Consider the following 25,793-nt stretch of genomic DNA (forward strand, 5'->3'; position numbering starts at 1 on the left):
TTTTAAACAATATTTTATATTTATGAATTTCGTTAACACACTTACTTCTCTTCTCGTGCTCGTCTTGGTCTTAAGATCCAAGCGTGGTTGATATTGTGTGTGAAAAATAAAGTAAAAAGATTACAACAATAAACCCTCGCTCTGAAAAGAACGGGGGTTTTTTTATTGCTATTTATACTCATTAAACTTGATTAATAAAGGGATTACATATGACAAAAGAGCTATTTTCAGGGGCTGAACTGGTAGTAAAAGCCCTGTCAGCATTGAAGGTTAAATATCTATTCGGATACCCTGGCGGTACGGTATTAGACATTTATGATGCGCTGTTTAGACAAAATGACGTTGAACATATTCTAGTGCGTCATGAACAAGCTGCAACACATATGGCAGATGGTTTTGCTCGGTCAACGGGTGAAGTTGGCGTTGTACTGGCTACATCGGGGCCTGGCGCTACTAACTGTATAACCGGTATAGCAACTGCATATATGGACTCAATTCCTATGGTAGTGCTATCAGGCCAAGTACCTACAGGTTTAATTGGAGACGACGCCTTTCAGGAAACAGATATTGTTGGTTGTTCGCGCCCAATCGTAAAGCATAGTTTTAATTGCCGTAATGTTGTTGATATTCCTAATACGATCGCGAAAGCTTTTTATATCGCTAGTACTGGACGACCTGGCCCTGTAGTTATCGAACTACCAAAAGATATTTTAATGCCTCAGTATACCGCCGAGTATGTATTTAACGCTGACGTTAAAATGCGCTCTTATAATCCAACCGTTACTGGGCATCATCGGCAAATCAAAAAAGCGGTACAAGCAATAACAAAAGCAAAAAAACTTGTTGTTTATTCTGGCGGTGGCGTAATTATCGCTAACGCAGCCGCATTGTTAACTGAACTTGTAGAGAAACTAAATGCCCCTGTTACTAATACCTTAATGGGATTAGGCGGAGTATCAGGTACACATGATAATTTTATCGGCATGCTAGGTATGCATGGCAGCTTAGAGGCAAATAAAGCCATGGCAAATGCTGATGTAATATTAGCTTTAGGCGCAAGGTTTGACGACAGAGTTACAAACAATGTTAAAAAGTTTTGTCCTGACGCGACTATAGTTCATGTTGATATTGATCCCACCTCGATCTCTAAAACCATTAATGCCCATATTCCGGTAGTTGGTTTAGTCGATATTGTTATTAAACAATTACTTGTTGAACTTGAAGACAAACAATTTACTGTTAACAAAGCAGAAAACCAATTATGGTGGCAGCAAATCGAGCAATGGCGCGCGGTTAACAGCGTAAGTTATGATCAAACAGGCGATAAAATTAAACCTCAGCGTGTTATTGAATCAATGTATAAAGCGACAAACGGAGAAGCTTATGTCTGCTCTGACGTGGGACAACACCAAATGTTTGCTGCCCAGTACTACCCTTTTGCTAAGCCTCGCCAATGGATTAATTCTGGTGGTCTAGGCACTATGGGCTTTGGTTTGCCTGCTGCTATGGGCGTTAAGCTAGCTTTTCCAGACAGCCATGTAATTTGTATTACGGGCGACGGGTCAATTCAAATGAACATACAAGAGCTATCAACTTGTCTGCAATATAACTTACCCGTTGTTATTATCTCACTAAACAATCGCTCTTTAGGCATGGTACGCCAATGGCAAGACATGGTATACGGCGGACGACACTCTTCTTCATACATGGAGTCTTTGCCTGATTTTGTCAAACTTACTGAATCTTACGGTCATGTTGGCATGCAAATAAATAACCTTGAAGAGTTAGATGATAAAATTAAACAAGCTTTCGCGATAAAAAAACGTTTAGTTTTTGTTGATGTATTAGTAGATGAAAGTGAGCATGTATACCCGATGCAAATTCGTACCGGTGCTATTGATGAAATGTGGATTAAAAAAGGAGTTAAAGCATAATGCGCAGAATATTAGCCATTTTACTAGAAAACGAGGCAGGCTCACTTTCTCGCATTGTTGGATTATTTTCACAAAGAGCCTTTAATATTGAAAGCCTAACAGTTGCACCAACTGAAGACGACACCTTATCTCGTATAACCATTGTTACTAAAGGTAATGATAAAATACTCGAACAAATTGTTAAGCAAGTGAATAAACTCATCGACGTGATTAAAATTACTGACTTGACCGAACGCAGTCATGTGGAGCGCGAATTACTCTTAATTAAAGTGTTAGCGATGAACGAAAAGTCGCGCAGCGAAGTAATGCGAATTACTGATATTTTTAGAGGCTCGGTTATAGATATAGGTAAACAAGTTTATACCATTCAATTAACCGGCAACGCCGATAAAATCAATGCTTTTATTACTACTCTAGCTAACGAAACCGAAATAATTGAGTCAGTTAGATCGGGATGTGTGGGTATTGCTCGTGGCGAAAAAGCGCTAAGGATCAAACAATAAAACGTTGAGCACAGCCTAATGAATAATACCAAGTTGGTTAATTAGGCACTCTATTTTTTGTTTACAGCATAAAGTAAAAAGCCAGCTAGATGCTGGCTTTTTTTCAAACTAAATTAAAGCTAAATGCGTTAAACAGTTTTACTTTATTATTTTAGAAAATCTACGGCGTAAACCAACAAGTGCGAGTAAGAAAATACTGCTTAAACCTAAGCCTGCACCTTGTCGCTCAACTTTCTCTTCAACCGCACTACAGTCTTCAACTTCACCTGCTATTGGCTCTAGAGTTACAGCACGAACAACATCTTCAAATAATTGTTCACCTTTGTCATCAAGCATTAAAACACCTTTTGAATCTCGACGAGGTACTCTAATTAATGCCGTGGCTGAAATTTCATCTTCATCATTGATAGCACGTGCTTCAATAATAGTGTAATCAGTTTCACAGGTTAAAAAGTCATTTAAGTCGGTAAAGGTTTTACTGATTGTGTCGTAGATAAAGCCATGTGTTCTTCTTGATGTACCGTTACTATCATTATGTGTTTCAATTTCACCTTCACCAACAATTTTACCACTTGCGTTAATAGATCGAGCGGTACTCGAACTACCTGTAAAAAAGTCTGTAGGTAGAATCATTTCCATTGATTCAGGGTTAGTATCTACATGATAAAATTTAGTACGTAAGTTACCATTTACAAAAGTAGATACATGCCCTACTGCTATGCCTGCATCGTTAATATCGTAGGCACGCGAATCAAAATATTTACCGTGATCTTCAGTAAAATCAGTAACTAGGCCATTTTTATAAACAACCGCATATAAGCTTCTAGCTTCGTTAGTACTTGGGTTAGTCTCATCTTCATCAACCCAACCATGTGCATAACCAACCGCTACACCTTGATTATTTATCGCTTGCGCATAATTAACATATTCACGGTCATCATCAACATGCGGAGTAACTAATTGCCCTAATACCTCAGAGCTTATAATACCTTGCTCATCAATCGTCCATTTAATCGCTTCTGTATTATAAACCTGTTGAATAACTTGTTGAACACAAGCTTTAAAAGGTAAGTCATCAAGTACATCAGGATCAGCACAACCACCGGTTTCGTCAGCAAAAAAATCAAGTGCATTTTGATCAATACTCGTACTAGCATAACCAACAGCAAAGTGGTTTTCGCTGATATCTAAAATAGCAGACTCTCCGCCAAAACGCTGTTCTTCAGGTAAATCAGTTTCACTCGGCGGAATAATTTCAATAATACTCGCCCCGCCATCTGAAGAGAAAAAACCACGAGTGGTAAATTCACGCAACCAATGTGTTACTTCTTCGTCATCACTTTTAGTAAAATCTAGCGGTAAATAAGGTGCTGATGCATTGCCATATACCCAACCTTCATTGGTTATACCACTGATAAATTCTTTTGTTGAGCGGGTATAAATATCAGTGCCTTCAAACTTTTCATCAAAAACATTGAATAACTCTGTATCACCATTAAAATTGGTCATGGCATAAATATCGCCAACTTGTTGATAAAGAGAGTTGTCTGCTCTTGATTGCAAAAACCTTATCACCCAAGACAGATCATTAGCCGTTGGGTTACCTGCTCGCAGTGCGGTTTCATCTTCAATATCTTCTAAGTCATGAACACTTTCGTGACCATTGTCAGCTAAGAGTACGATGAAGTCATAGTCATCTTCGTCTAAATACTGAAATTGAACGGGGAAATTATAAATATCGGTGCCTGATATCGCAGCTTCACCATTATTATTCTCTTGTTGTGAATAAGTGTATTTTAATGAAGAAACATCACCTTTATCGATGACTTGGTATGTTGCTGCATTAACGGCGGATAGTCCTAATGCACTAGTAATACCTAATGCTAAAATTGATTTTACAAATTTGTTCATGTAACTACTAAACTCACTTTCGTTATTAATCATCTAATTCTTGCCATCTAGCGTAGGCAACTTCGAGTTTGGACTCACTAATAGCCAACTCGTTCAATATTTTATTACTTTGCTCTTGGCTTTGACTAAAGAAATCTGCTTGATTCACCTTTGCTTGTAATTCTGTAATCAAATTTTCAAGCGTATCAATTTGCCCAGGCAATTCTTCTAACTCTCTTTTTTCTTTAAAAGATTGTTTCTTCTTCGCTGGAACTGCTGGTTTTTGCTCAGTCTTCACCGGCTTTTCATTAGCCTTTGCTTTAATAACTGGCTTTGCCATTGCTTGGCGCTGTTGATCTTTATGTTCGAGATAACTATCAACATCATCATAACCACCCACTATTTGTGAAATATGGCCTGTGCCATCAAAATATAAACAACTACTTACACAATTGTTCACAAAGTCACGGTCATGGCTGACTAAAATAACGGTTCCTGCGTAATTTGCAACGACTTCTTCTAATAACTCTAATGTTTCTATGTCCAAATCGTTGGTTGGCTCATCGAGAATCAGTAAGTTACTTGGACGCAAAAATAACCGAGCGAGTAATAAACGGTTTTTCTCACCACCCGATAATGCACGTACCGGCGTGCGTGCGCGTTTAGGACTGAAAAGAAAATCTTGTAAATAACCCAATACATGGCGTGGTTTTCCATTCACCATGACTTCTTGTTTACCTTCACCCACAATTTCTTGTACTGTTTTCTTTAAATCTAATGCATCGCGATGTTGATCAAAATAAGCAACTTCTAAATTAACACCTGAGCGCATTTTTCCGCTAGTTGCTTCAAGGTTACCCATGATCATTTTAATCAAGGTCGATTTACCGGTACCATTGGCACCAATAAAGGCAATACGATCGTTGCGGGTGATCAGTAAATCTAAATTTTTAATAATAACTTTGTCATCAAAAGCAATACTAATATCTTCAGCTTCAAAAACGAGTTTGCCAGAGCGATCGCCTTGGGTAATGTTCATGGTACTTTGATTACGCACATCTCGACGAGCTTGACGTTCGTTTCTAAGTTTTTCAAGCGCTCTAACTCTGCCTTCATTTCGAGTACGTCGTGCTTTAACGCCTTGTCTTATCCAAACTTCTTCTTCGGCTAGTTTTTTATCAAACAATGAGTTTTGTTGTGCTTCAACTTGCAAGTCATGGGCTTTTTGCTCAATGTATAAATCGTAATTGCCTGGGTAACTTTTCAAAATACCTCGGTCAAGATCGATAATACGGGTAGATACCCCTCGAATGAATGCCCTATCATGACTAATGAACAGTATGGTGCCAGCAAAATCTTTTAAGAAAGTTTCTAACCATAAAACACTTTTAATATCTAAATGGTTGGTAGGCTCGTCCAATAATAAAATATCTGGTGCCGTTACCAGTGCTTTCGCCAAGGCTAACTTACGTAACCAACCACCAGAAAGGTCGCAAATTTTATCTTCTGGATTCAATGCCAGTGTCGTCATCACTTGTTCGATGCGCTGTTCGTCTTGCCATGCGTTTGCCACTTCAAGTTGTTCTTGAATTTTTGACATTTTGGTAAGGTTTTTTTCAGATGGATCTTCAGTAACCTCATGAATAATGGCATGGTAGCGTTTAATTAAGTCTGCGTTTTCCTTCACACCCTGTGCAATATAATCAAACACACTAATATCTGAAGACTCTGGTGGATCTTGCTCCAACATTGCCACTTGCATCGTGCTCGATTTAAGGATCTGACCATCGTCTAAAATTTGAAAACCCATTAATACTTTCATTAATGTTGATTTTCCAGCGCCATTTCTACCAACCAAACAAATTCTTTCGCCTGTTTGTATACTTAAGTCCGCTTTATCTAGGACCTTGTCTTCACCAAAGGCTAATTCACCTTGGGAAATACGAATTAATTCCATAAACTACAATAACTCCAAAATTTGTTTCTGTTCAAATGGCCAAAATAATTTTTCTTGATCTGATAAACGCTCAAGTACAGGAATACTGATACGGTATAAATCAAGCAGCTTCTCATCATCAATAATGTCGATCACGCTAATATCAGCCTCGGGCATAACCGCCAAACATAAGGCTAAAGCGTCTTCACATAAATGACAGCCTTCACTGCCATAAAGTTTAAATTTTACCGACATCTTAACTAACCTTGCGGGTGATCAACCAACTATTATGTATATGTTTGTTACGCTGAAAATCTTTATCGCGCGTTTTATCACTCAACTCTTGCACCTTTAACCCTAATGCGGCTACCGCGTCAAAATCCATTTTAAAGTTGCGTTTATTATTGGTAAATATTAACTCGCCGCCATCAGCTAGTGAGGCTACGCCATCAGTTATTAAGTTAATGTGATCACGTTGAACGTCAAAACTTTCGCCCATTCGCTTTGAATTAGAAAAAGTTGGCGGGTCAATAAACACTACATCAAATTTTTGTTCGTTCTTTTTCAGCCATTGTAAGCAGTCTGCTTGCACAAAGTCGTATTTATGGCCACTGAGGTTATTCAAAACAAAATTGTCTTGCGCCCAACTTAAATAAGTATTCGACATATCAACCGTTGTTACACTGCTAGCACCATGCAAGGCAGCTTGTAATGAAACCGAGCCAGTATAAGCAAATAAGTTAAGCAATAATTTGCCTGCTGATTTTTTAGCAACAATTTGACGGGTTTTACGGTGATCTAAAAATAGCCCGGTATCTAGGTAATCCCAAAGGTTAACTTTTAATTTAGCGCCATATTCGTGCACCACCATAGATTTTTTAGTTTGCTCAACACGCTGGTATTGATCTTTACCTTTTTGCTTTGCTCGAGTTTTAATAATAACTTTATCAGTAGCAACGCCGAGTACTTTAGGCGCAAAATAAACCACCTCTTGTAATCGTTTCGCTACTTTTTCAGGCTCAATAATAGCCGGAGCAGTGTATTCATGTATAACGAGATGATCGCCATAAACATCAACGGCAACATTATACTCAGGAATATCAGCATCGTATAAACGGTAACATTCAATATTTTCTTGTTTAAGCCAATTCTTTAAATTCTTTTTGTTTTTCAGCAAACGATTACCAAAATCTGAATTTTTTTGTTCAAATTCTGCATTAACATTGCTGCTAGACACTTGTTTATCATCGAGATTATAAAGTGCAAATTGACAGTCTAACGACCCGTTCTTAAACTTATAACGTTTTAACGTCACCATTTTCATCATGGCTAGCAATTCAACATTTGCGGTTAAAACGGCTATACGCCAATTAACAAATTGTGCTTTAAATGTTTGGCCTAATAAAGCAAAGCTTTCTACAAGCTCAGGCAGATCACCTATTCGTTCACCATAAGGTGGATTAAATAAAATCGTTCCTTTGGGCCCAAAAGCATTTTTCATGTCGTTGGCATTTTTACACGAAAATTCGATAAAACGTTGCACGCCAGCATTTTTAGCATTTTGTTGCGCGGTTTTTAATACTCGGCTATCAAGGTCAATACCAAAAACTTTCGTTTTAAGCTTTGTTAGACCAATATGTGATTGTTCAATGGCGGCAGATTTAGCCGCTTTCCATGCCTCTGGCTGGTGTCCTAACCAAGAATCAAAGCCCCATTGTATTCTATCTATACCCGGCGCATAACCTGCGGCCATTAATACAGCTTCAATTACGATAGTGCCTGAGCCGCACATAGGATCAACTAAAGGCTTAGTGGTATCGTCTAACCAACCAGAACGCGTGATAATTGCAGCCGCTAAATGTTCTTTCAACGGTGCAGCGCCAGAATGCTCACGATAGCCACGCTTAAACAAGCTACGTCCTGAAAAATCTAAATAAATAGCGACTTTTTGTTTTAATAAGCGTGCTTGAAAGCTCACTTGTGGTGATGACTTATCTACAGAAGGACGTTCTTCATTTAAATCGCGAAAATGATCGACAACGGCATCTTTAACGGTTAAAGCGCCAAATTGGCTGTTTCTGATTTCATCACTGGTACCGACAAAATCAATGGCAAAGGTACTATCAACAGAGAATTGTTCAGACCAATTTATCGATTTAGCAACGCCATAAAGCTCATCTTTATTTGTTGCATCACCTTCAGCCAACTTTAAAAGGATTCGAGTTGATAAGCGAGAATGTAAGCAAACATGGTAAGCATGTTCGATAGTAGAATTAAAATAAACGCCTTCAGGCTTCTGAACAACTTGTTCGGCTTTTAAATCTTTAAGTTCTTGCGCCAGTAATATTTCGATACCGGGTGAAGTTAATGCTAAAAATTGCTGCATAGAGGTTTTCCAATCTAATTTATGCCGCGATTATAAACAAAGACACGTTCTACTTATAGGCATTTTACAAATTAGCAGTAACTATCTAAGAAGTTATGTCTGTTTTATTTAAATTTCAGTTAAATTTATGCTGATTGGATGAATTCCGACTCATTAAAGTGCAAAAAAACAGCAAGTAAAAAATAAATCAAATTAATAACTAAAATAAACTTAAAACAGGTTGCAAATCAGATGATGTATCCTTATTATACGCCTCGCTTTCAGGTAGCAAGCAATTGCAGCTAAAAAGTATTCTTTAAGTTAGAATCAAAATAAACTAATCGGACGCGGGATGGAGCAGTCTGGTAGCTCGTCGGGCTCATAACCCGAAGGTCGTTGGTTCAAATCCAGCTCCCGCAACCAATTCTTTTAGAATGAATTAAAACTTCTAAGGCTTCCTACTTTGTTGTAGGTCATTCGGACGTGGGATGGAGCAGTCTAAAAGTTCAACCTCGTCGGGCTGCTTTTTATAACTAGCCGAAGGTCGTAGATTCAAATCCTACTTCCACAACAAATTCTTAAGTTTGAATTAAAACAACTTGGCTTGTCTATTAAATTAGACCATTCGGACGCGGGATGGAGCAGCCTGGTAGCTCGTCGGGCTCATAACCCGAAGGTCGTAGGTTCAAATCCTGCTCCCGCAACCAATTCTTAAGTTTAGAATCAAAACAAACTAATCGGACGCGGGATGGAGCAGTCTGGTAGCTCGTCGGGCTCATAACCCGAAGGTCGTTGGTTCAAATCCAGCTCCCGCAACCAATTCTTAAGTTTGAATTAAAACAACTTTGCTTGTCTATTAATTTAGACCATTCGGACGCGGGATGGAGCAGTCTAAAAGTTCAACCTCGTCGGGCTGATTTTTATAACTAGCCGAAGGTCGTAGATTCAAATTCTACTTCCAAAAATTCTTAAGTTTAGAATCAAAATAAACTAATCGGACGCGGGATGGAGCAGTCTGGTAGCTCGTCGGGCTCATAACCCGAAGGTCGTAGGTTCAAATCCTGCTCCCGCAACCAACTTTTTATAAGTAAACTCCAGCTAATACTTCACTATATTTCTATAACTCTATACTCCAAAGTATTGATTTGATTAGAACCCCTTAATTATCAGTCAAACTTGTATAATCTCATTAAAATACTCCCAAACTTAATTTTACAAATTTCGCAACATTACTTTCAAATAAAGAATTCAACCTAATACTGCATTTAAATCCTTAAATACTCTCTAAGTACGCGTGAAGATAATGTAATATATGTGGTGTGTTTTCAAAGAAATGAATAACCAACTATAAAGAGATTATTTTGATGAATAACGAATTTACTCATATTAATGCTGATGGCGATGCCCACATGGTAGACGTTACCGAAAAAAAAGTGACTGAACGCACTGCAATCGCTCAAGCTTATATTGAAATGTCAGCGCAAACTTTAGCTATGATTGTTGAAGGTAAACACCACAAAGGTGATGTTTTTGCTACCGCACGAATCGCAGGTATCATGGCGGCTAAAAAAACCAGTGAGCTTATTCCACTTTGTCATCCGTTAATGCTAACAAAAATTGAAGTAGATATAGTTGCAGAGCCTAACCATAATCGCGTTAAAATCACCGCATTGTGTAAACTTTCCGGTAAAACAGGCGTAGAAATGGAAGCATTAACTGCAGCGTCAACAGCGGCACTCACCATTTACGATATGTGTAAGGCCGTTCAAAAAGATATGATAATTACCAATATTCACTTATGTGAAAAGCAAGGTGGAAAATCAGGTAGTTATTTTCATAATGCAGAAACTATTTAGAGACGTAATAATGATTAAAGTTCTATTTTTTGCTCGCCTTCGCGAACAATTATCTACTGACAGCTTAGAAATTTCTCCAATCGATAATATGACCACAGATCATATTCGACTACAACTTGCTGATAAAAATGAAACATGGGCTAAGTTAATGAGCGCAGATAGCTTACTTGTTGCGGTTAATCAACAGATCACAGATTGGTCACATAACGTAGTATCAGGTGATGAAGTTGCCTTTTTCCCTCCTGTTACTGGTGGTTAAGATGATTTTCGTACAACATAATGACTTTAGTGTTGCTGATGAATACCAAAAACTTTGTACAGACAACCAAGATGGTGCCATTGTAACTTTTATTGGTAAAGTAAGAGACTTCAATGAAGGGCTTGGCGTTCATGGACTTTCTCTAGAGCATTACCCTGGTATGACTGAAAAGGTGCTAAGTGACATAGAAGCTCAAGCGCGCGAACATTGGCCGTTGAATAAAGTCACTATTATTCACCGCGTCGGCGACTTAACACTTGGAGAACAAATTGTTTTTATTGGTGTAACTAGCCCACACCGCAAAGCAGCCTTCTCCGCTTGTGAATTTTTGATCGATTTTTTAAAAACCAAAGCACCGTTTTGGAAAAAAGAACTTACCACACAAGGTACTAAGTGGTTAGACGCTAAAGCAAGTGATGACGAATCGTCAGAGCAATGGTCAGAAAAGCTCACTAAATAATCAACATTTAAACTAAAACTAGCGAGATATTCATGTTAAAAACCGGACGTTATCAACATTTCAAAGGTAATTTTTACCAAGTACTGCATATAGCAACTCACAGTGAAACAGAAGAATCTATGGTTGTTTATCAGCCTGAGTACGGTGAACGTGGTATTTGGGTTAGACCTCTTGCTATGTTTGATGAAACCATTGAAAGAGATGGAAAAACTATCAAACGTTTCGCTTATGTTGGTTAAGTTAAACTGGCTAAAAGGGAGTCGATTTTCATTCCCTTTATTCAGCGAATAACTCCCTTTTTTAAGTGTACATACCTCTATTTGCTGCTACTTTTCATATCTACAATGAAGCAAAAATTAAACTAGCATTTTTTTAGTGCATAATACCTTAACTTTTTAAAGTCGAGGATATGCCATGGCTAAGTTTACTCTAGCTACACTACTGCTCGTTAGCGTTCAAGCTAATGCCAATAACTGTCGTTCACTTAACGATTTTGATTGGTTGCAAGGCAAGTGGCAAACGCAAAAAGACCAGACGTTAACTACAGAAACTTGGCATAAATTAAGTGAAAACACTTTTGAAGGCACAGGAACAACACCAAATAGCGCTGAAAGCTTAAGGTTACTAGCAATGTCAGGCGAAATTTTTTATCTTGCAAAAGTTGCACATAACCCTAGTCCTATTGCCTTTAAGTTGGTCCAATGCAAAGATAAATCCTATATCTTTGAAAACAAGTTACATGACTTTCCAAACAAAATTGAATATCGAAAAATCAGCAAAACCGCCCTACAAATAATAGTAAGCGGTAAAGACGAAAAGTCATTCTCCATCCAGTTACATCGTCGAGCCAATGAGAACGGCCCAAAGTAGTCTTATACCAATTGATATAAACAATCGATCATTCTAAAGCGGTTTAACTATCCAGTATCTACGTTGCTTTCAATCCCAATAGCCTGCTATTGCTCGACAATTGCTCCTGCATTGTTCTACTTACGGGCATCTATGCCCTAATCAATCAAGCGCCTTGCCACTGAAAATTTATCCTCGTTTAAAATTGACCGATTCATTAAATCAATTGGTATTAATTATTTATTTATGAAAAGGTTTAGTCAAAAAATAACATTAGTTTTCAACATTTGATATTGATTACGAAGATGTTAGTATTGTTTATTTCATCATCTAAAAATAAAAATTATAAAGCGAGTTGATGGTTTTCCCATTAAGTAGCATTATGCTAATCAACGTTTATAAGGACATGAAATGGTTAACGCAGGTGCGAATAAAAGTAATGATTATCAGCCGATAAAAACACTCAAGCTGTCAACTTTATTACAATCATTGAAACAGCTAGCAGTATTAAGAAAGTCATTTATAATCCCGGCATTACTATTTTTAGCCTATTACAGCTACCATTCCATTTATAAAAGTAATCAAGAAAAACAACAAACCATTGAAATCATCGCCTCGCCAAAAGTTAATGATATTTATTTTTTAGATTTTCGCCTTTTAAGTCATGATCTCAGACCGAATGAAAAGTACCGCCTTGCCAAAGTAGTTGATATAACCGGTGATATTATTACCTTAACCTATGGTGGATTTTACTACCCAAACCAACACGCAGTCATTAATAGCCTTTACTATGGTCAATTAACCTATAAAAATTATTTCGAAGCGAAACGCTATGATTTTAAACACCAACAGATTCTACAAAAACTTGATGACGGTGTTATATATCAAGCCATGCGCCCAATACGCGATAAGCTTTTCGGACAACGTATTAGTCCTGAGCAAAGAAAAATACGCAGCAGCATATACATACAAGGGCGCAGAGAAAACTTAACCGGTGAGGCTTTTCTTAAAGAAAAATTCAGTGAAACTAACTTGCAACAAGCATTTGAGTTATTTACTCAATCAGCAAATTACGACTTTGCTGATGGGCAAGTAAATTTAGCAGAAATGTATATTAACGGGCAATTCGTTGAAAAAGATTTAGGCAAGGCACTATATTGGCTAAATCAAGCATCATTACAAAGCCATAAACCTGCTATTTTAAAATATGAAATAATCTGTAAACAAGTTGCTAGTTGCCAAATATATGACTTTTTCCAAAATTTAGTCGCAGCAGGAGTTGATGTAAAAGTTCGAAAGTTAGACACTAAGGTTATGACTGATAACCTTAGTCAAAAGCGCTAATCTACGGTTAAAACTAGTTTACCGATATTAGCATTACTCAGCATAGTATGGTGAGCGATGTCGACTTCTTGCCAGTTAAAGTTTTTGTAAATAACGGGGTTTAGCGAGCCTGACTCAAAGCAATGATAAAAATCTTCAGTAAAGTCTTTTATTAATTGGCTTTTATATTTATCACTTCTACTGCGTAAAGTCGTCGCATGCATGTTTACGCGTTTTAATAACATTTTTGCCACATCTACACTTTCAGCATACCTTCCACCTAGCATCGAAAGCATAACAATGTGGCCATCTAATGCACATACATTAATGTTTTTATTAACATATTCGCCAGCAACAACATCTAAAATAACATCATAACTTCGACCCGCTTTTTTCGACCATTCAACGAAGTCTGTTTCTTGATAATTTATCGCCTCATCTGCACCTAATGTTTTGCATGCTAAGCATTTTTCGTTGCTACCAACGGTAACCGTGACATGGCAATTAATATATTTGGCAAGTTGAATCGCTGCTGTACCTACTCCACTTGCGCCAGCATGGATTAATACGTTAGTTTTTGGTTGTAAGTTAGCAATAGTAAATAAACACTGGTAGGCCGTTAAGAACACTTCTGCGATTGAAGCGCCTTCCACATAATTTAAATTGTGAGGTAGCTTTATTAAATGCTCTGTTTTTACTTTAACGTATTGCGCGTAAGCGCCGCCAGGCACTATAGCCAAAACCTTATCACCTTGTTGCCAATTTTGAGCTGATTTACCCAAGGCAAAAAGCTCACCACAAGCCTCAATACCTAATATAGAAGATTCACCTGGCGGTGCGGGGTAATTACCTTGCCTTTGCAAAATATCCGCGCGATTAACACCAATAGCGCTAACTTTAATTAGGCATTCATCGTCATTAATTGTTGGTATTTCAGTTTCTTGAAAGCTTAATTCTTGCTCTTTATTAAATGCTATATAACGCAATATCTTTCCTATTTCTTAATTAACTAATTAACTAATTAACTAATTAACTAATTAACTAATTAACTAATTAACTAATTAACTAATTAACTAATTAACTAATCATGAAGTTGTTTTTTTAAAGAAGTTAATCGGTATTAATACTAACAGTCTACCCTTAATTAACAGAAAAAAAATGATGTTCTTGCCAGGGTACTTTTTGCACTTCAACATTGCTAACTTCTGCCTCTGCTGGCCCATGCTCAAGCCACTTAATCATTTTTTTAATATTTTGCTCTTCACCACACATTAACACTTCAACATCACCATTGGTTAAATTACGTGCATAGCCACTCACACCATAGTCTATAGCAACTTGTTGACTAGAGACCCGAAAGTATATTCCTTGTACTTTTCCACTCACATGCGCCATATAACTTACCTTCATATTATTAGTCCTTAAACAAACTGATTGTTGTTGTTATTTTGATTTTCCATTCCTTTGACATTTATAAAATATCAAAGGAATTAAAAATAGTTAACATAGAGCATTGCACCTATGTGCTGCATTGACTAAACTCGCGCCATTATTATCGTTAATTATAAGTATAGGCATATGTCAGCAAGAATTTATTTAAAAGTTGCTCGTGAGAAATCATTACGCCGGAAACATCCTTGGATTTTTTCACAAGCAATCAACAAAATTAAAGGTAATCCTTTACTTGGTGATACTGTCGATATCTTTGATAACAAAGGGAATTGGCTTGCAAAAGGCGCATATTCTCCCGAATCTCAAATAAGAATTCGTGTCTGGAGCTTTAATATTGACGAAGAAATTGATAGTAATTTTTTTCGTAATAAATTGTTAAGCGCTCAAAAAAGACGCGATTGGTTTATAGAAAGTGGTGGCTTAACAGGCTATCGACTTATAGCAGGTGAATCTGACGGATTGCCTGGTATTACCATTGATAAGTACGACAACTTTATTGTTTGCCAACTACTGAGCGCCGGTGCAGACTTTCATCGTTACACGTTAGTAGAGTCTCTTAAAGAACTTTACCCCGGCTGTTATATTTATGAACGCTCAGATGTAGATGTTCGTAAGAAAGAAGGCTTAGAGCCCGTAACAGGTTGGTTAACAGAGCCGCAAGACTCTACCGAATGTATTATTGAAGAACATGGAATAAAAATTCATGTTGATGTTGCTCAAGGTCACAAAACAGGCTTTTATCTAGATCAGCGCGATTCTAGAGTTGCCGCCGGTAAGTATGCTAAAGGTAATAGCGTATTAAACTGTTTCTCTTATACTGGCACTTTTGCCCTGCACTGCGCTGCTGCTGGTGCTAAAGAAGTTATCAATGTTGATGTTTCAGAATCAGCATTAGATCTTGCAAAGAAAAATGCAGAGCTTAATAAACTAGAAAATAAGAACATTTCATTCATAAAGGCTGATGTTTTTAAATTATTGCGCCAATACCGTGAAGAAAAACGCACCTTTGATATGATTATTCTTGATCCGCCGAAGTTTGTTGAATCGAAAGCTCAACTAACCGGTGCTTGTCGAGGCTATAAAGATATAAACATGTTAGCAATGCAGTTACTCAAGCCCAATGGAACATTATTAACTTTCTCTTGCTCTGGTTTAATGGAATCGAGTTTGTTTCAAAAAGTTGTGGCGGATGCAGCACTAGATGCGAAAAGAAATGTTTATTTTGTTGATAGATTACACCAAGCGGCTGATCACCCAGTGTCGTCAAATTACCCAGAAGGTTACTACCTTAAAGGCCTTGTTTGCCAAGTGGAATAACATAAAATATTGTTGTAGCTAGTGTCTTATCTAGCTACAACTCAACGTTGTCATTTATAAATGTTTAATCAATTTCTGTAATATTAACGCCGATTAAATAACAATTCGCACTTTCTTCAGTAACCCTTACTACTTTGCCTTTGGCATCTAATGGCTGCACTGCATTGTTAGCCGACTGAACACTAATGCGCACCGCTGTATTCATTTCTAATGGGTGCTCCATTTCAATGGCGATTCCCGTTGCACTTAGGTCACGACAAGTGGCTAATACTTTACTGTTAGCTTCGTCGTCAATAATGGTTACTGTCACTTCACTGTTTAGCATCATGCGATAAAAGTTACGCTTATCATCGTAATTAACCATTACTACTCCAATGTGTTTTTATAGTTTGTATCATTTATACTAATCGTAACCAATACTGTCAAATTATTGTGTACTGAAATTAAGCATTTTCTTTCAAGTAATTTAACACCCGTTTTGCTGAAATGGGAAAAGGTGTTTTTAAATTTTGGGCAAAAAGCGAAACACGTAACTCCTCAATCATCCAATAACCTTGCTGCAGAGCTTTATTTAAAGGCTGCCCTTTAGGTTGTTGAGCAACAATACTGTCTAGTGCCTTTTGCACTTTTTCAACTTCTAACATTTTAAGTCGATCTTGATTAGGGTCAATTTGTAATTTTTCTAAACGGCGCAACATTGCTGTTAAATATCGTGCAATATCATTTAAACGCTGATACCCCGCTTTTGTAATAAAGCCTTTAAACACTATGCTTTCTAGTTGATTTTTAATATCGCCTTGCGATTGCACTACGTTTAACGACATTTTACCTTTCATTTTTTTTCTTACATCATGCGCTAAACTTAGCACCCGTTCTACTTTTATAGCCGCGCTTAATACACAGTCGGCTATTTCAGCACGAACATGCTCTTTGCAAGCGCTAAATTCAGTTTCAACTCTGGGTAACTCACCGTAATCGTTTACTAAAAATTGACAGCCTGCCACAATGCAGTCATCTAATAACTCATTTATTGAGCCAAAAGGGTTAAAATATAAACCTAATTTAGCTTTGTTGGGCAATTTTTCTTGTAAGTATTTGAGTGGCGAAGGTATGTTCAACAGAATAAGTCGGCTAACGCCGTCAAGCATGGCTTGTTCAGCTAAGCTTTCATGCTCAAAAAGCTCAATAGCAACTGATTTATTTTTATCTACCAAAGCAGGGAAAGCTTTGATGGTAATATTAGCGACTTTCTTTTCGTAACTTTTTGGTAAATTTTTAAAGTCCCACTGCGCAATATCGCTACGCTCAATGCCTTTATCTGCAACCTTTTTAATCGACGCTTGCACTTTACCTTGTAAGCTGTCTTTTAGTGTATCTAAGTTACGTCCTTGGTTTATTAACTTACCGTTTTCATTCACAACTTTAAAATTCATTAATAAATGAGGGACTAGTTCAGAGCCTTGCCAAGCATCTTCAGGCAATCGAACCCCGGTCATTCTTAATAACTGCTTTTCTAACGCAGCGGTTAGTGTAATACCTGAGTTTGTTATTGCAGCTAAACACGCCTCAGCATAGTTTGGAGCAGGCACAAAGTTGCGTCTTAATGCCTTAGGTAAGCTTCTAATAAGTGCTGTAATTAATTCCAGGCGCAAGGCTGGGATTAACCAATCAAATCCTGTGTTTTCTACTTGGTTCAATATGCCAACGGGAATAATCACACTGATACCATCATCAACGTCACCGGGGCTAAAGTGGTAGCTTAACGGTAATGTTAAACTTCCTTGTTGCCATGTTTCAGGGTATTCGTTTGCGGATAATTTGACCGCGCTTTCTTTTAATAAAAACGCTTTGGTAAAGTTTAGAAGTTTCGCATTAGATTGTTTTTGCTTTTTCCACCAAGCTAAAAAGCTGCGTTGACAAATGGCGGTTTCAGGAAGTTTTTCATCATAAAAATCAACTAACTGCTGCTCTTCAATTAAGAAGTCTTTACGACGAGCTTTTTGCTCTAGTAATTCAACTTCGTTAACGAGTTTTCTATTCTCTTTTAAAAACGATTCTTTGAGTGTGCTATCGCCATTAACAAGTGCTTCGCGAATAAAAATCTCTCGACAAGTTGCAGGCTCAATTCGATTGAAATTAATACTGCGCTTGGCGACAATAATTAAACCGTATAAGCTAACTTGTTCGAAAGCCATAACCGCGCCCTGCTTTTTCTCCCAATGCGGTTCGCTGTAGTTACGTTTAACTAAATGTTGCGCTAAGGGTTCAAGCCATAATGGGTCTATTTTAGCGGCCATGCGCGCAAATAAACGGCTCGTTTCAACTAACTCTGCCGCCATCAACCATTTGGGAGATTTCTTAGCCAGTGCTGAGCCTGGGAAAATGAAGAACTTGCTACCACGAGCACCTTTATACTCTCGATTTTCATCTTGTTGACCGATATGGCTAAGCAAACCCGATAATATTGCTTGATGCACAATATCAATATTAGCATTGCTGTTATTCTTTTCAGCTTCTTCAGATAGATCTAATTCGATTCGGCTCATCGGAATTTTTAATTCACGCAACGAATGCGTTAATTGGCTGTAAATATCTTGCCACTCTCGAATACGGACATACGATAGAAATTCTTTCTGGCACATTCGGCGAAATTGGTTATTTGTCAGCAGTTTTTGTTGTTGTTGGGCATAGTCCCATAACTTTAATAAGCTAATAAAATCAGACTGCTTATTTTTAAAACGGCCATGCTTTTCATCTGCTGCTTGTTGTTTTTCATGAGGTCGTTCACGCGGATCTTGAATACTTAACGCACTAACAATAATAAATATTTGCTCGATACAACCTAAGTCTGCCGCAGTTAAAATCATTTTAGCTAAACGCGGATCAATCGGGAATTTAGACAACGCCCTACCCATTGGCGTTAATTTAACGCGTGCTGAGTTCGCATTAATTGCCGCTAATTCTTCTAACAACTTAACACCGTCATTAATATTACGATTGTCTGGTGCTTGTACAAACGGGAAGTCGGTAATTTCCCCAAGATCTAAAGCCAGCATTTGTAAGATAACCGTGGCTAAATTGGTACGCAGTATTTCAGGATCGGTAAACTCGGGACGGTTTAAAAAGTCGTCTTCTGCGTATAAACGAATACATACACCTGAAGAAACACGACCACAGCGCCCTGCCCGTTGATTAGCACTAGCTTGGGATATAGCTTCTATTGGCAAGCGTTGTACTTTCGTGCGGTAACTATATCGAGATATTCTGGCCGTACCCGGGTCAATAACATATTTAATGCCCGGTACCGTCAAACTCGTTTCTGCCACGTTGGTGGCTAAAACGATGTTACGACCACTATGAGGTTTAAATATCAGGTTTTGCTCAGCAACAGTTAAGCGAGAATATAGCGGTAGAATATTGGTATGACGTAAATTAGCTTTTTCTAATGCCCGCGCAGTATCTCGAATTTCACGCTCACCATTAAGAAATACTAAGATATCACCATCACTTTCGCCTGCTCTACTTTCTGAGCTTAGCTCTTCAACAGCATTTAAAATACCGCTGATAACATCGGCATCACTGTCAGAGTCTTCGTTTAATTCATTCAACGGACGGTAGCGCATTTCTACTGGAAATGTTCTGCCAGATACTTCAATAATTGGCGCAGGAGCACCATTAGCGCTAGCAAAATGATGTGCAAATTTTTCTGGGTCTATAGTTGCCGAGGTTATAATTACTTTTAGATCTGGACGTTTAGGCAATATTTGTCGTAGATAGCCAAGAATAAAATCGATATTTAAACTACGCTCATGTGCTTCATCAATAATTAATGTGTCGTATTGGCGTAGCAAACGGTCTTTTTGCATTTCAGCCAGTAAAATACCGTCAGTCATTAATTTGATATAACTTTGCTCACCCACTTGGTCATTAAAGCGAACTTTATAGCCTACGGCATCACCTAACTTGGTATTAAGTTCATCGGCAATACGGTTTGCTACAGTTCTAGCTGCAATGCGTCGTGGTTGAGTATGACCTATTATTCCGTCAATGCCGCGACCTAGCTGCAAACATATTTTAGGGATCTGGGTTGTTTTACCTGAGCCAGTTTCACCGGCAATTATCACGACTTGATTTTCTGTAATAGCTTTAGCAATTACATCTACATTTTGTGAAACAGGTAAGCCTTCAGGATAACTTACTTTGGGTAAGTTGGTTAAACGAACTTGTTTATTTGCTATTGATTGCTCGATAGTCTTGGCTATTTGCTGTAACGCTTTTTCTTGCTTGTTTTGATCAGGTATTTTTTTTATACCTAATAAACGACTTCTTATACGCGCTTTGTCAGATAATTTAACTTGTTCTAGCAGGTCGAAAAGTGACTTTAAGGTAAAATTTTTATTCATTTTTTTAATAGCAGTAGACGTTACGGGAATTGCTGTAGACAAAAGAAGCTCAATACAGATAATAAAAAGCTATATTAACAGTTACTAACTACCTTGAGAAGTTTGAAAATTTGGTGATCTAAGTTGATTGCGATTATATCTGGGTTATCAACAAGAATATAAAGAATATTTCACTGAATTTTAGGCAAAAAAAAGCGGTTCGTTGAACCGCTTTTCTATAACTAGCTTATATGCATCCTGCATAAATATATAATGATCCCGCTTCATCCATAAAGAGCTTTTCCTTAGCGTTTCCTAGCAAATCATTTGCTGTCCATATTATCCTTAAAAGTAACTGTCCTAGTTACATCAATTGTCTGTTCTTATCATCCTGATAACAATTCCTTGACAATTTATCCTTCTATCCTTGTGAGACATCCTATCTCTTTGCTAATCTAAGCATCCTGTCGGCTATCCGTACCGTTATTCGTAATCCCTTTGTCTTCCTGACAATGGTTATATTAGACTAAGCACTAATTTAAAAAAGTAACTTGTATATAAATAAACACACCTCCCTTTCCCTTAGTCACAAAAAAGCAAATCAAAACAAAAGCTTAATCGACACCCAGGGATATACAACCACATAAAAAACTTTATATCCTACAGCAATGTAAGATATATCTCACATGAGTAAGGAACAATTGGGAGGGGATTATAAAATCATAAAAAAGACTATTTATCGCTATAAACCTAGAGGTGTTTAAAGCGATAAATACGGTGAGTTATTAAACTTAGCTGTTAGGCGTTTCTCGATAATAAACCATTAAAGAGCCTGAAACATTACCTACTTCTACTTCCTCTATAAACTGGTAATTAACATCATTAAAGAAATTTTTATATTTTTTACTGGTAGCATATACCGCAACACCTTCACTTTCAGTATGCTCACTAAGTATAGTATTTACCGCTGCCATTAAGTAATGACCAAAGCCATGATGTTGATGTAAAGGGTGAATGGCGATAAAAGATAGCATGTGAAATTTTTTCAAAGGCACCGCAGCTAAAACAATCTTCTCTTTTTCAATCATTTGTTTCGTACTGAAGTATCCGGCGCCAAGTAACATTTTTAAGCGCCAATGCCAAAAACGTTCAGAGGTTACACCTTCTTCAGGGTTATTTAAACAAGCAACCCCAACAATAGTTTCACCTAAATATAAACCAATCATAGGTTGTTTGGCTTGCCAAAAAGCGTTTAGTTCTTCACGAATAGCTGCTCGTAAACGTTGCTCGTAATCACTTTTATCTGATGAAAATATTTCAAGAAACACAGGGTCATCATGATACGCTTGGTAAAGTAATGATGCTGCTAACTTTAAGTCTTCTGCAGAAAGGTAAGCGGCTTTTATATCCACTTGATTACTATTTATGGCATCTGATGACATCTAAAATTCCTCATAAATGATGAAAATTGTTATTATTTTTATTTCTTCACCATATCAGGATATAAGAAATAAGGTCAAATTTTATCAATTTTTCTCAAAATAATATCAGGCATTTAAGGCAGCCAACCTTAGTAATTAATCAGCATAGAACTTATTCATACCAAACTGGCAACTTACGTGTTTTACATTTTTATCCGTAAAAGTGAAGAGTTAACAAATCAACTTGGTATGATTTTATTAAACCTATTACTGAGCAAAAACGCGACGAAAGCAAAGTGCCGCGACAATAAAAGCTAACAATACAGTGCTACCTCCGCCATGCTCGCTATAATACTCAACTTCTATATATTCAGGATCAAAATCACTACTTTCTAATGGCAAGGCATAAAGTTCATTACTATCATTTGAGCTGTATGTTGCTACTACATCACTATAACCAGCTTCATATAAGTCAATTAATACATCATAATTATTCGGTCTGTAACCTGACGCTAATTGAGTAATAACTTCAAACTCATCATCTGACGCATCACCCGTTATTACGAAGTCATCAGTAGAGAAATATAAAACCCAAGGACCGCCATTCTCACTTAAATATAAGTCGGCATAAACAACAGCTTGGTCATCTATTATTGGAGACAATATATCAGCATCAAAAGTCACGCTAAAGGTCTGGAAATATCCGTCTTCATCAATATCTTCGATAAGTTGGCTGTAAGCATTATAAATAGAGAAGCTGTAATATAGCGCTGAGTTACGCACTATATTAGTTTGCTCCGTATGCTTTATTGCATTTTTTGATGATAATGCATTCATTTCCTGTTGGCGCGCAAGAGCGACATCCGCTCGTTTCATACCTTTATAAGTGAATGTTTTTAATCGGTTGCTGTTAATGGCTTTAGTGACTTCATGCTTTTTCTCTTGCGCGGTAAGGTTATTTTTTACCCCTCCAACAGAATGACTAGCTAGTTCAGCGTTCATTGATAATTCAGCAAAGGACATTGGGCTTAATAGTAAAAATAGTGCAGCAAGATTGGCTGCTAAAGCTTTACCCAAGATTCTGTTCAAACTTACTTTTTCACTGCTATAAGTTGCATTATTGAATTTACTGAATATTTTTTTGAAAATGTGATTAAACATAAGAATAGCCTCTATTTATAGTATGGCTTTCATTAAACCTCAGTTAATCTGAACTGAAGCTGAACACTAAAACAAACTACAGGTCTATTCTCTTCTTTAATCATGGCGATATTCATGTTCATAGACCGTTCAGTTTAGCTGCTTTAAAATAACACTTACTTGGATTACCGCATTCAATATTTTACACTGTCTGATAACGCAGTTTTAAGAAGGTACTTAAATGAAAAAACACTTATTTGTTCTAAGCATAATAGCTTCATTATTAGCATCCCCTGTTTTTGCTAAAATTAATGCCGTACCTCATAGTATGACGATACAGCAGGTTAATTATGATCAACCAAACAATGGCAAAGCAATTAGTGCTCAGCAAGCGGCTCGCATTGTAAAAGGTAAATTCGGCGGTAAAGTTTTAAAAGTAAACAGCAGTGGTTCTAAAAAGAAACCTAGCTATCGAGTTAAATTACTTAAAGATAACGGTCATGTAATTTCTGTTACGGTGGACGGGCAGTCTGGCCGTGTTTCAGGATATTAACTCATGAGAATATTACTTATAGAAGACGATGAAACCCTGCAACTACATGTGAAAGAACATTTAATAACTGCAAACTACAGTGTTGACGTGGCTAATGATGGTGAGTCAGGCTTATTTCAAGGCCAAGAGTTTCCATACGATGCCGCTATTATCGATTTAGGTTTACCTAAGTTAGACGGCGTTAGCGTTATAAAGTCTTTACGTGAACAAGGCTTTGTTTATCCTATATTAATACTTACCGCACGTGGCAGCTGGCAAGATAAAGTCTCAGGATTAGATGCCGGAGCAGACGACTACTTAACGAAACCATTTCATATTGAAGAGTTATTAGCACGGCTAAATGCGCTAATACGTCGTAGCACAGGACAAGCTAGCCCTTTAATTGAAAATGGTCCTTTTACAATTAACACTGCAAGTATGCAAGTTAGCGTAGACAAAAATGTAATATCTTTAAGCAGTTATGAGTACAAACTATTTGAATATTTGATGCATCATTTAGGGGAAGTAAAGTCAAAAACACAGCTAACAGAGCATATTTATGATCAAGACTTTGATTTAGACTCTAATGTTATTGAAGTGTTTATTCGCCGATTAAGAAAAAAACTCGATCCCGAAAATCAGTATCAATTTATCGAAACATTACGTGGCCAAGGCTATCTTTTAAAAGACTTATCCCACTTAAATTAATTTTTTCACTGGTGTATTTCCTTCTCTAAAATATAAAAAGAAAGGCAGGCTAAGTTGTTTAATTCGCTAAAAAAATCATTTAACTCACTAAAAACAAGAGTGCTATTTAGCGCCTTGTTAATGATTTTTATTTTATTGCCTATTGTCGGGGTAATTATAAGTAATGCTTATGAAAAACATATGGTGGCTAGTTTAGAGAATGAGCTATCTGCCTATTCTTACTCTATATTAGCGATAATCGAAGTCGAAAATAATACCCTCGTTATGCCCGAGCAATTATTAGAAAATCAATTTAATGTCAGTCAATCAGGTTTATATGCCGTACTCACTTCTAACTCAACGTTACTGACACAAAATTCACCGCTAAGTGGATCACAAGTAACAGGAAAACTTTGGAGTTCACAATCTTTACTTGCACCATGGCAACCGGAAAACTTTAAACAGCCATTACTCGGACAAAGCCTTTTTTACGAAGCCGAAATTGACAACGACACACACTTTTTCTACAGCTTAAGTGTTAGTTTTGGTAGTGAATCACAACCTTTTCCAATGACCTTGCATATAATTAAGCAACAAAACAGCTTAACCCAAATGATGACAGAGTTTCATCATCAACTTTTATTAGGTCTTGCTGGCTTAATGCTAGTGCTATTGATAATCCAATATCTTTGGTCAGTATGGACCTTACAACCCTTAGAGAACTTAAGAAATGAACTAAGTGATGTTGAACAAGGCAATAGCCAACGTCTTACGCGGAGTTACCCAACTGAATTAACACAAGTTACCGAACAATTAAATTTGTTATTAAGTGCCGAGCAACAACAGCGACTACGATACAGAAATGCCCTTTCTGATCTTGCTCACAGCTTAAAAACTCCCTTAGCCGTAATGCAAACTCAAAAAGAGTTGTCAGCATTAACGCATGAGCAGCTCAATATTATTAACGTCATAATAGAGCATCAACTTCGCAAAGCACAAAGTGCTGGGCAATCGTCTTGGCACCTAGGTACAGCGGCAGCACCCGCAGCGCAAAAATTAATTAATAGTCTCAGTAAAATATATCAAGAAAAATCCCTCATTTTCACGGTCAACATTCCATCTAACATTAATTTTAAAGGGGATGAGGCCGATCTTTTAGAGATACTTGGAAACCTACTTGATAATGCTTGTAAAGCCGCACATGAAAAAATACAACTTGAAATAAAACTTAGTAGCAATAACTTAACTATGGTTATTGAAGATGACGGCAGAGGCATAGCACCAGCACTTAGAGACGATATATTACAACGTGGAACTCGCGCTGATACCTACCAGCACGGCCATGGTATTGGCTTAGCTATAGTCAGAGATTTAGTAAAAAGTTACCAAGGTACCATGCTGATAGCATCATCTGAACAGCTTAAAGGGGCAAAATTTACGTTAAACTTCCCGTTATAGGTAATTTAATTTCAGGCTTTACTCGTTTG

The 25,793-nt window shown here is 37.3% G+C and carries 22 protein-coding genes and 4 tRNA genes; 16 read left to right on the plus strand and 10 right to left on the minus strand.

Annotated features, from left to right (window positions below; all coding sequences use genetic code 11):
• The first annotated feature begins 209 nt into the window (after positions 1 to 209).
• Together AC27H3_RS14730 and ilvN are read left to right on the plus strand one after the other, a co-directional pair.
• Positions 210 to 1,934 (plus strand): acetolactate synthase 3 large subunit, encoded by a 1,725-nt coding sequence (locus tag AC27H3_RS14730; protein WP_487107330.1) that lies wholly within the window; start codon positions 210 to 212, stop codon positions 1,932 to 1,934.
• Entirely contained in the window at positions 1,934 to 2,437 is a 504-nt protein-coding gene (gene ilvN / locus AC27H3_RS14735; protein WP_085305154.1) for an acetolactate synthase small subunit, read from the plus strand. Before AC27H3_RS14730 ends, ilvN begins: the two co-directional genes overlap by 1 nt.
• A 138-nt stretch (positions 2,438 to 2,575) precedes the next feature.
• Here ilvN and AC27H3_RS14740 read toward each other — a convergent pair whose 3' ends face one another.
• The 4 genes from AC27H3_RS14740 to rlmKL are packed head-to-tail and all read right to left on the minus strand — an operon-like array spanning position 2,576 to position 8,649.
• Positions 2,576 to 4,348, minus strand: coding sequence for a DUF3466 family protein (locus AC27H3_RS14740; RefSeq protein ID WP_487107331.1), 1,773 nt, complete (start codon positions 4,346 to 4,348; stop codon positions 2,576 to 2,578).
• A 25-nt stretch (positions 4,349 to 4,373) separates the two neighbouring features.
• Positions 4,374 to 6,284, minus strand: a complete 1,911-nt coding sequence (gene uup / locus AC27H3_RS14745) for an ATP-binding cassette ATPase Uup (RefSeq protein ID WP_487107332.1) — start codon at positions 6,282 to 6,284, stop codon at positions 4,374 to 4,376.
• A gap of 3 nt (positions 6,285 to 6,287) precedes the next feature.
• Entirely contained in the window at positions 6,288 to 6,518 is a 231-nt protein-coding gene (locus tag AC27H3_RS14750; RefSeq protein ID WP_487107333.1) for a glutaredoxin family protein, read from the minus strand.
• A gap of 1 nt (position 6,519) precedes the next feature.
• Complete coding sequence (gene rlmKL, locus AC27H3_RS14755) at positions 6,520 to 8,649, minus strand: bifunctional 23S rRNA (guanine(2069)-N(7))-methyltransferase RlmK/23S rRNA (guanine(2445)-N(2))-methyltransferase RlmL (RefSeq protein ID WP_487107334.1); 2,130 nt, start codon at positions 8,647 to 8,649, stop codon at positions 6,520 to 6,522.
• A 325-nt stretch (positions 8,650 to 8,974) separates the two neighbouring features.
• On the opposite strand from rlmKL, the gene AC27H3_RS14760 reads away from it, so the two are divergent.
• The 10 genes from AC27H3_RS14760 (at position 8,975) to AC27H3_RS14805 (ending at position 13,396) form a co-directional block, all read left to right on the plus strand.
• A tRNA-Met gene (locus AC27H3_RS14760) sits at positions 8,975 to 9,051 on the plus strand.
• Between the two features lie 207 nt (positions 9,052 to 9,258).
• Positions 9,259 to 9,335: transfer RNA gene (locus AC27H3_RS14765), tRNA-Met, on the plus strand.
• A gap of 35 nt (positions 9,336 to 9,370) precedes the next feature.
• Positions 9,371 to 9,447, plus strand: a tRNA-Met gene (locus AC27H3_RS14770).
• A gap of 180 nt (positions 9,448 to 9,627) precedes the next feature.
• A tRNA-Met gene (locus tag AC27H3_RS14775) sits at positions 9,628 to 9,704 on the plus strand.
• Between the two features lie 288 nt (positions 9,705 to 9,992).
• Complete coding sequence (gene moaC, locus AC27H3_RS14780; RefSeq protein WP_487107335.1) at positions 9,993 to 10,484, plus strand: cyclic pyranopterin monophosphate synthase MoaC; 492 nt, start codon at positions 9,993 to 9,995, stop codon at positions 10,482 to 10,484.
• 10 nt (positions 10,485 to 10,494) lie between these two features.
• The gene (moaD, locus tag AC27H3_RS14785) at positions 10,495 to 10,743 is read left to right on the plus strand and encodes a molybdopterin converting factor subunit 1 (RefSeq protein ID WP_487107337.1); all 249 of its coding nucleotides are present in this window, start codon (positions 10,495 to 10,497) and stop codon (positions 10,741 to 10,743) included.
• Position 10,744: 1 nt separating this feature from the next.
• A complete protein-coding gene (moaE, locus tag AC27H3_RS14790; RefSeq protein ID WP_487107338.1) occupies positions 10,745 to 11,203 on the plus strand; it encodes a molybdopterin synthase catalytic subunit MoaE in 459 nt (152 codons plus the stop codon).
• A gap of 32 nt (positions 11,204 to 11,235) precedes the next feature.
• On the plus strand, positions 11,236 to 11,442 hold the full coding sequence (locus tag AC27H3_RS14795; RefSeq protein WP_085305140.1) for a DUF1653 domain-containing protein: 207 nt from the start codon (positions 11,236 to 11,238) through the stop codon (positions 11,440 to 11,442).
• Positions 11,443 to 11,617: 175 nt separating this feature from the next.
• Complete coding sequence (locus AC27H3_RS14800; protein WP_487107340.1) at positions 11,618 to 12,073, plus strand: DUF6265 family protein; 456 nt, start codon at positions 11,618 to 11,620, stop codon at positions 12,071 to 12,073.
• A 390-nt stretch (positions 12,074 to 12,463) separates the two neighbouring features.
• Positions 12,464 to 13,396: a tetratricopeptide repeat protein gene (locus AC27H3_RS14805; RefSeq protein WP_487107342.1), complete on the plus strand. Its 933-nt coding sequence runs from the start codon at positions 12,464 to 12,466 to the stop codon at positions 13,394 to 13,396.
• On the opposite strand, the gene AC27H3_RS14810 is transcribed toward AC27H3_RS14805, so the two are convergent.
• Both AC27H3_RS14810 and AC27H3_RS14815 read right to left on the minus strand, forming a co-directional pair.
• Positions 13,393 to 14,361, minus strand: coding sequence for an NAD(P)H-quinone oxidoreductase (locus AC27H3_RS14810; RefSeq protein WP_487107344.1), 969 nt, complete (start codon positions 14,359 to 14,361; stop codon positions 13,393 to 13,395). The two genes, AC27H3_RS14805 and AC27H3_RS14810, sit on opposite strands and share 4 nt — an antisense overlap.
• 154 nt (positions 14,362 to 14,515) lie before the next feature.
• Positions 14,516 to 14,785, minus strand: a complete 270-nt coding sequence (locus tag AC27H3_RS14815; protein ID WP_487107346.1) for an acylphosphatase — start codon at positions 14,783 to 14,785, stop codon at positions 14,516 to 14,518.
• Between the two features lie 168 nt (positions 14,786 to 14,953).
• Here AC27H3_RS14815 and AC27H3_RS14820 point away from each other — a divergent pair, with 168 nt between their 5' ends.
• The gene (locus tag AC27H3_RS14820) at positions 14,954 to 16,144 is read left to right on the plus strand and encodes a class I SAM-dependent methyltransferase (RefSeq protein WP_487107348.1); all 1,191 of its coding nucleotides are present in this window, start codon (positions 14,954 to 14,956) and stop codon (positions 16,142 to 16,144) included.
• 64 nt (positions 16,145 to 16,208) lie between these two features.
• Here the strand turns inward: AC27H3_RS14820 and AC27H3_RS14825 are convergent, their stop codons facing one another.
• From AC27H3_RS14825 to AC27H3_RS14840, 4 genes are all read right to left on the minus strand, one after another.
• Entirely contained in the window at positions 16,209 to 16,508 is a 300-nt protein-coding gene (locus AC27H3_RS14825) for a PilZ domain-containing protein (protein WP_487107350.1), read from the minus strand.
• Between the two features lie 79 nt (positions 16,509 to 16,587).
• On the minus strand, positions 16,588 to 20,547 hold the full coding sequence (hrpA, locus tag AC27H3_RS14830) for an ATP-dependent RNA helicase HrpA (RefSeq protein ID WP_487107466.1): 3,960 nt from the start codon (positions 20,545 to 20,547) through the stop codon (positions 16,588 to 16,590).
• A gap of 770 nt (positions 20,548 to 21,317) precedes the next feature.
• Positions 21,318 to 21,968, minus strand: a complete 651-nt coding sequence (locus AC27H3_RS14835; RefSeq protein ID WP_487107351.1) for a GNAT family N-acetyltransferase — start codon at positions 21,966 to 21,968, stop codon at positions 21,318 to 21,320.
• A 246-nt stretch (positions 21,969 to 22,214) separates the two neighbouring features.
• Positions 22,215 to 23,108, minus strand: a complete 894-nt coding sequence (locus AC27H3_RS14840) for a choice-of-anchor H family protein (RefSeq protein WP_487107353.1) — start codon at positions 23,106 to 23,108, stop codon at positions 22,215 to 22,217.
• 220 nt (positions 23,109 to 23,328) lie between these two features.
• Here AC27H3_RS14840 and AC27H3_RS14845 point away from each other — a divergent pair, with 220 nt between their 5' ends.
• The 3 genes from AC27H3_RS14845 (at position 23,329) to AC27H3_RS14855 (ending at position 25,764) form a co-directional block, all read left to right on the plus strand.
• Positions 23,329 to 23,640: a PepSY domain-containing protein gene (locus AC27H3_RS14845; protein ID WP_487107354.1), complete on the plus strand. Its 312-nt coding sequence runs from the start codon at positions 23,329 to 23,331 to the stop codon at positions 23,638 to 23,640.
• Positions 23,641 to 23,643: 3 nt separating this feature from the next.
• Entirely contained in the window at positions 23,644 to 24,327 is a 684-nt protein-coding gene (locus AC27H3_RS14850) for a response regulator transcription factor (RefSeq protein WP_487107356.1), read from the plus strand.
• Positions 24,328 to 24,447: 120 nt separating this feature from the next.
• A complete protein-coding gene (locus AC27H3_RS14855) occupies positions 24,448 to 25,764 on the plus strand; it encodes an ATP-binding protein (protein ID WP_487107357.1) in 1,317 nt (438 codons plus the stop codon).
• Positions 25,765 to 25,793: the final 29 nt, after the last annotated feature.

Source organism: Colwellia sp. NW0002-52-1 (genome assembly GCF_057550865.1).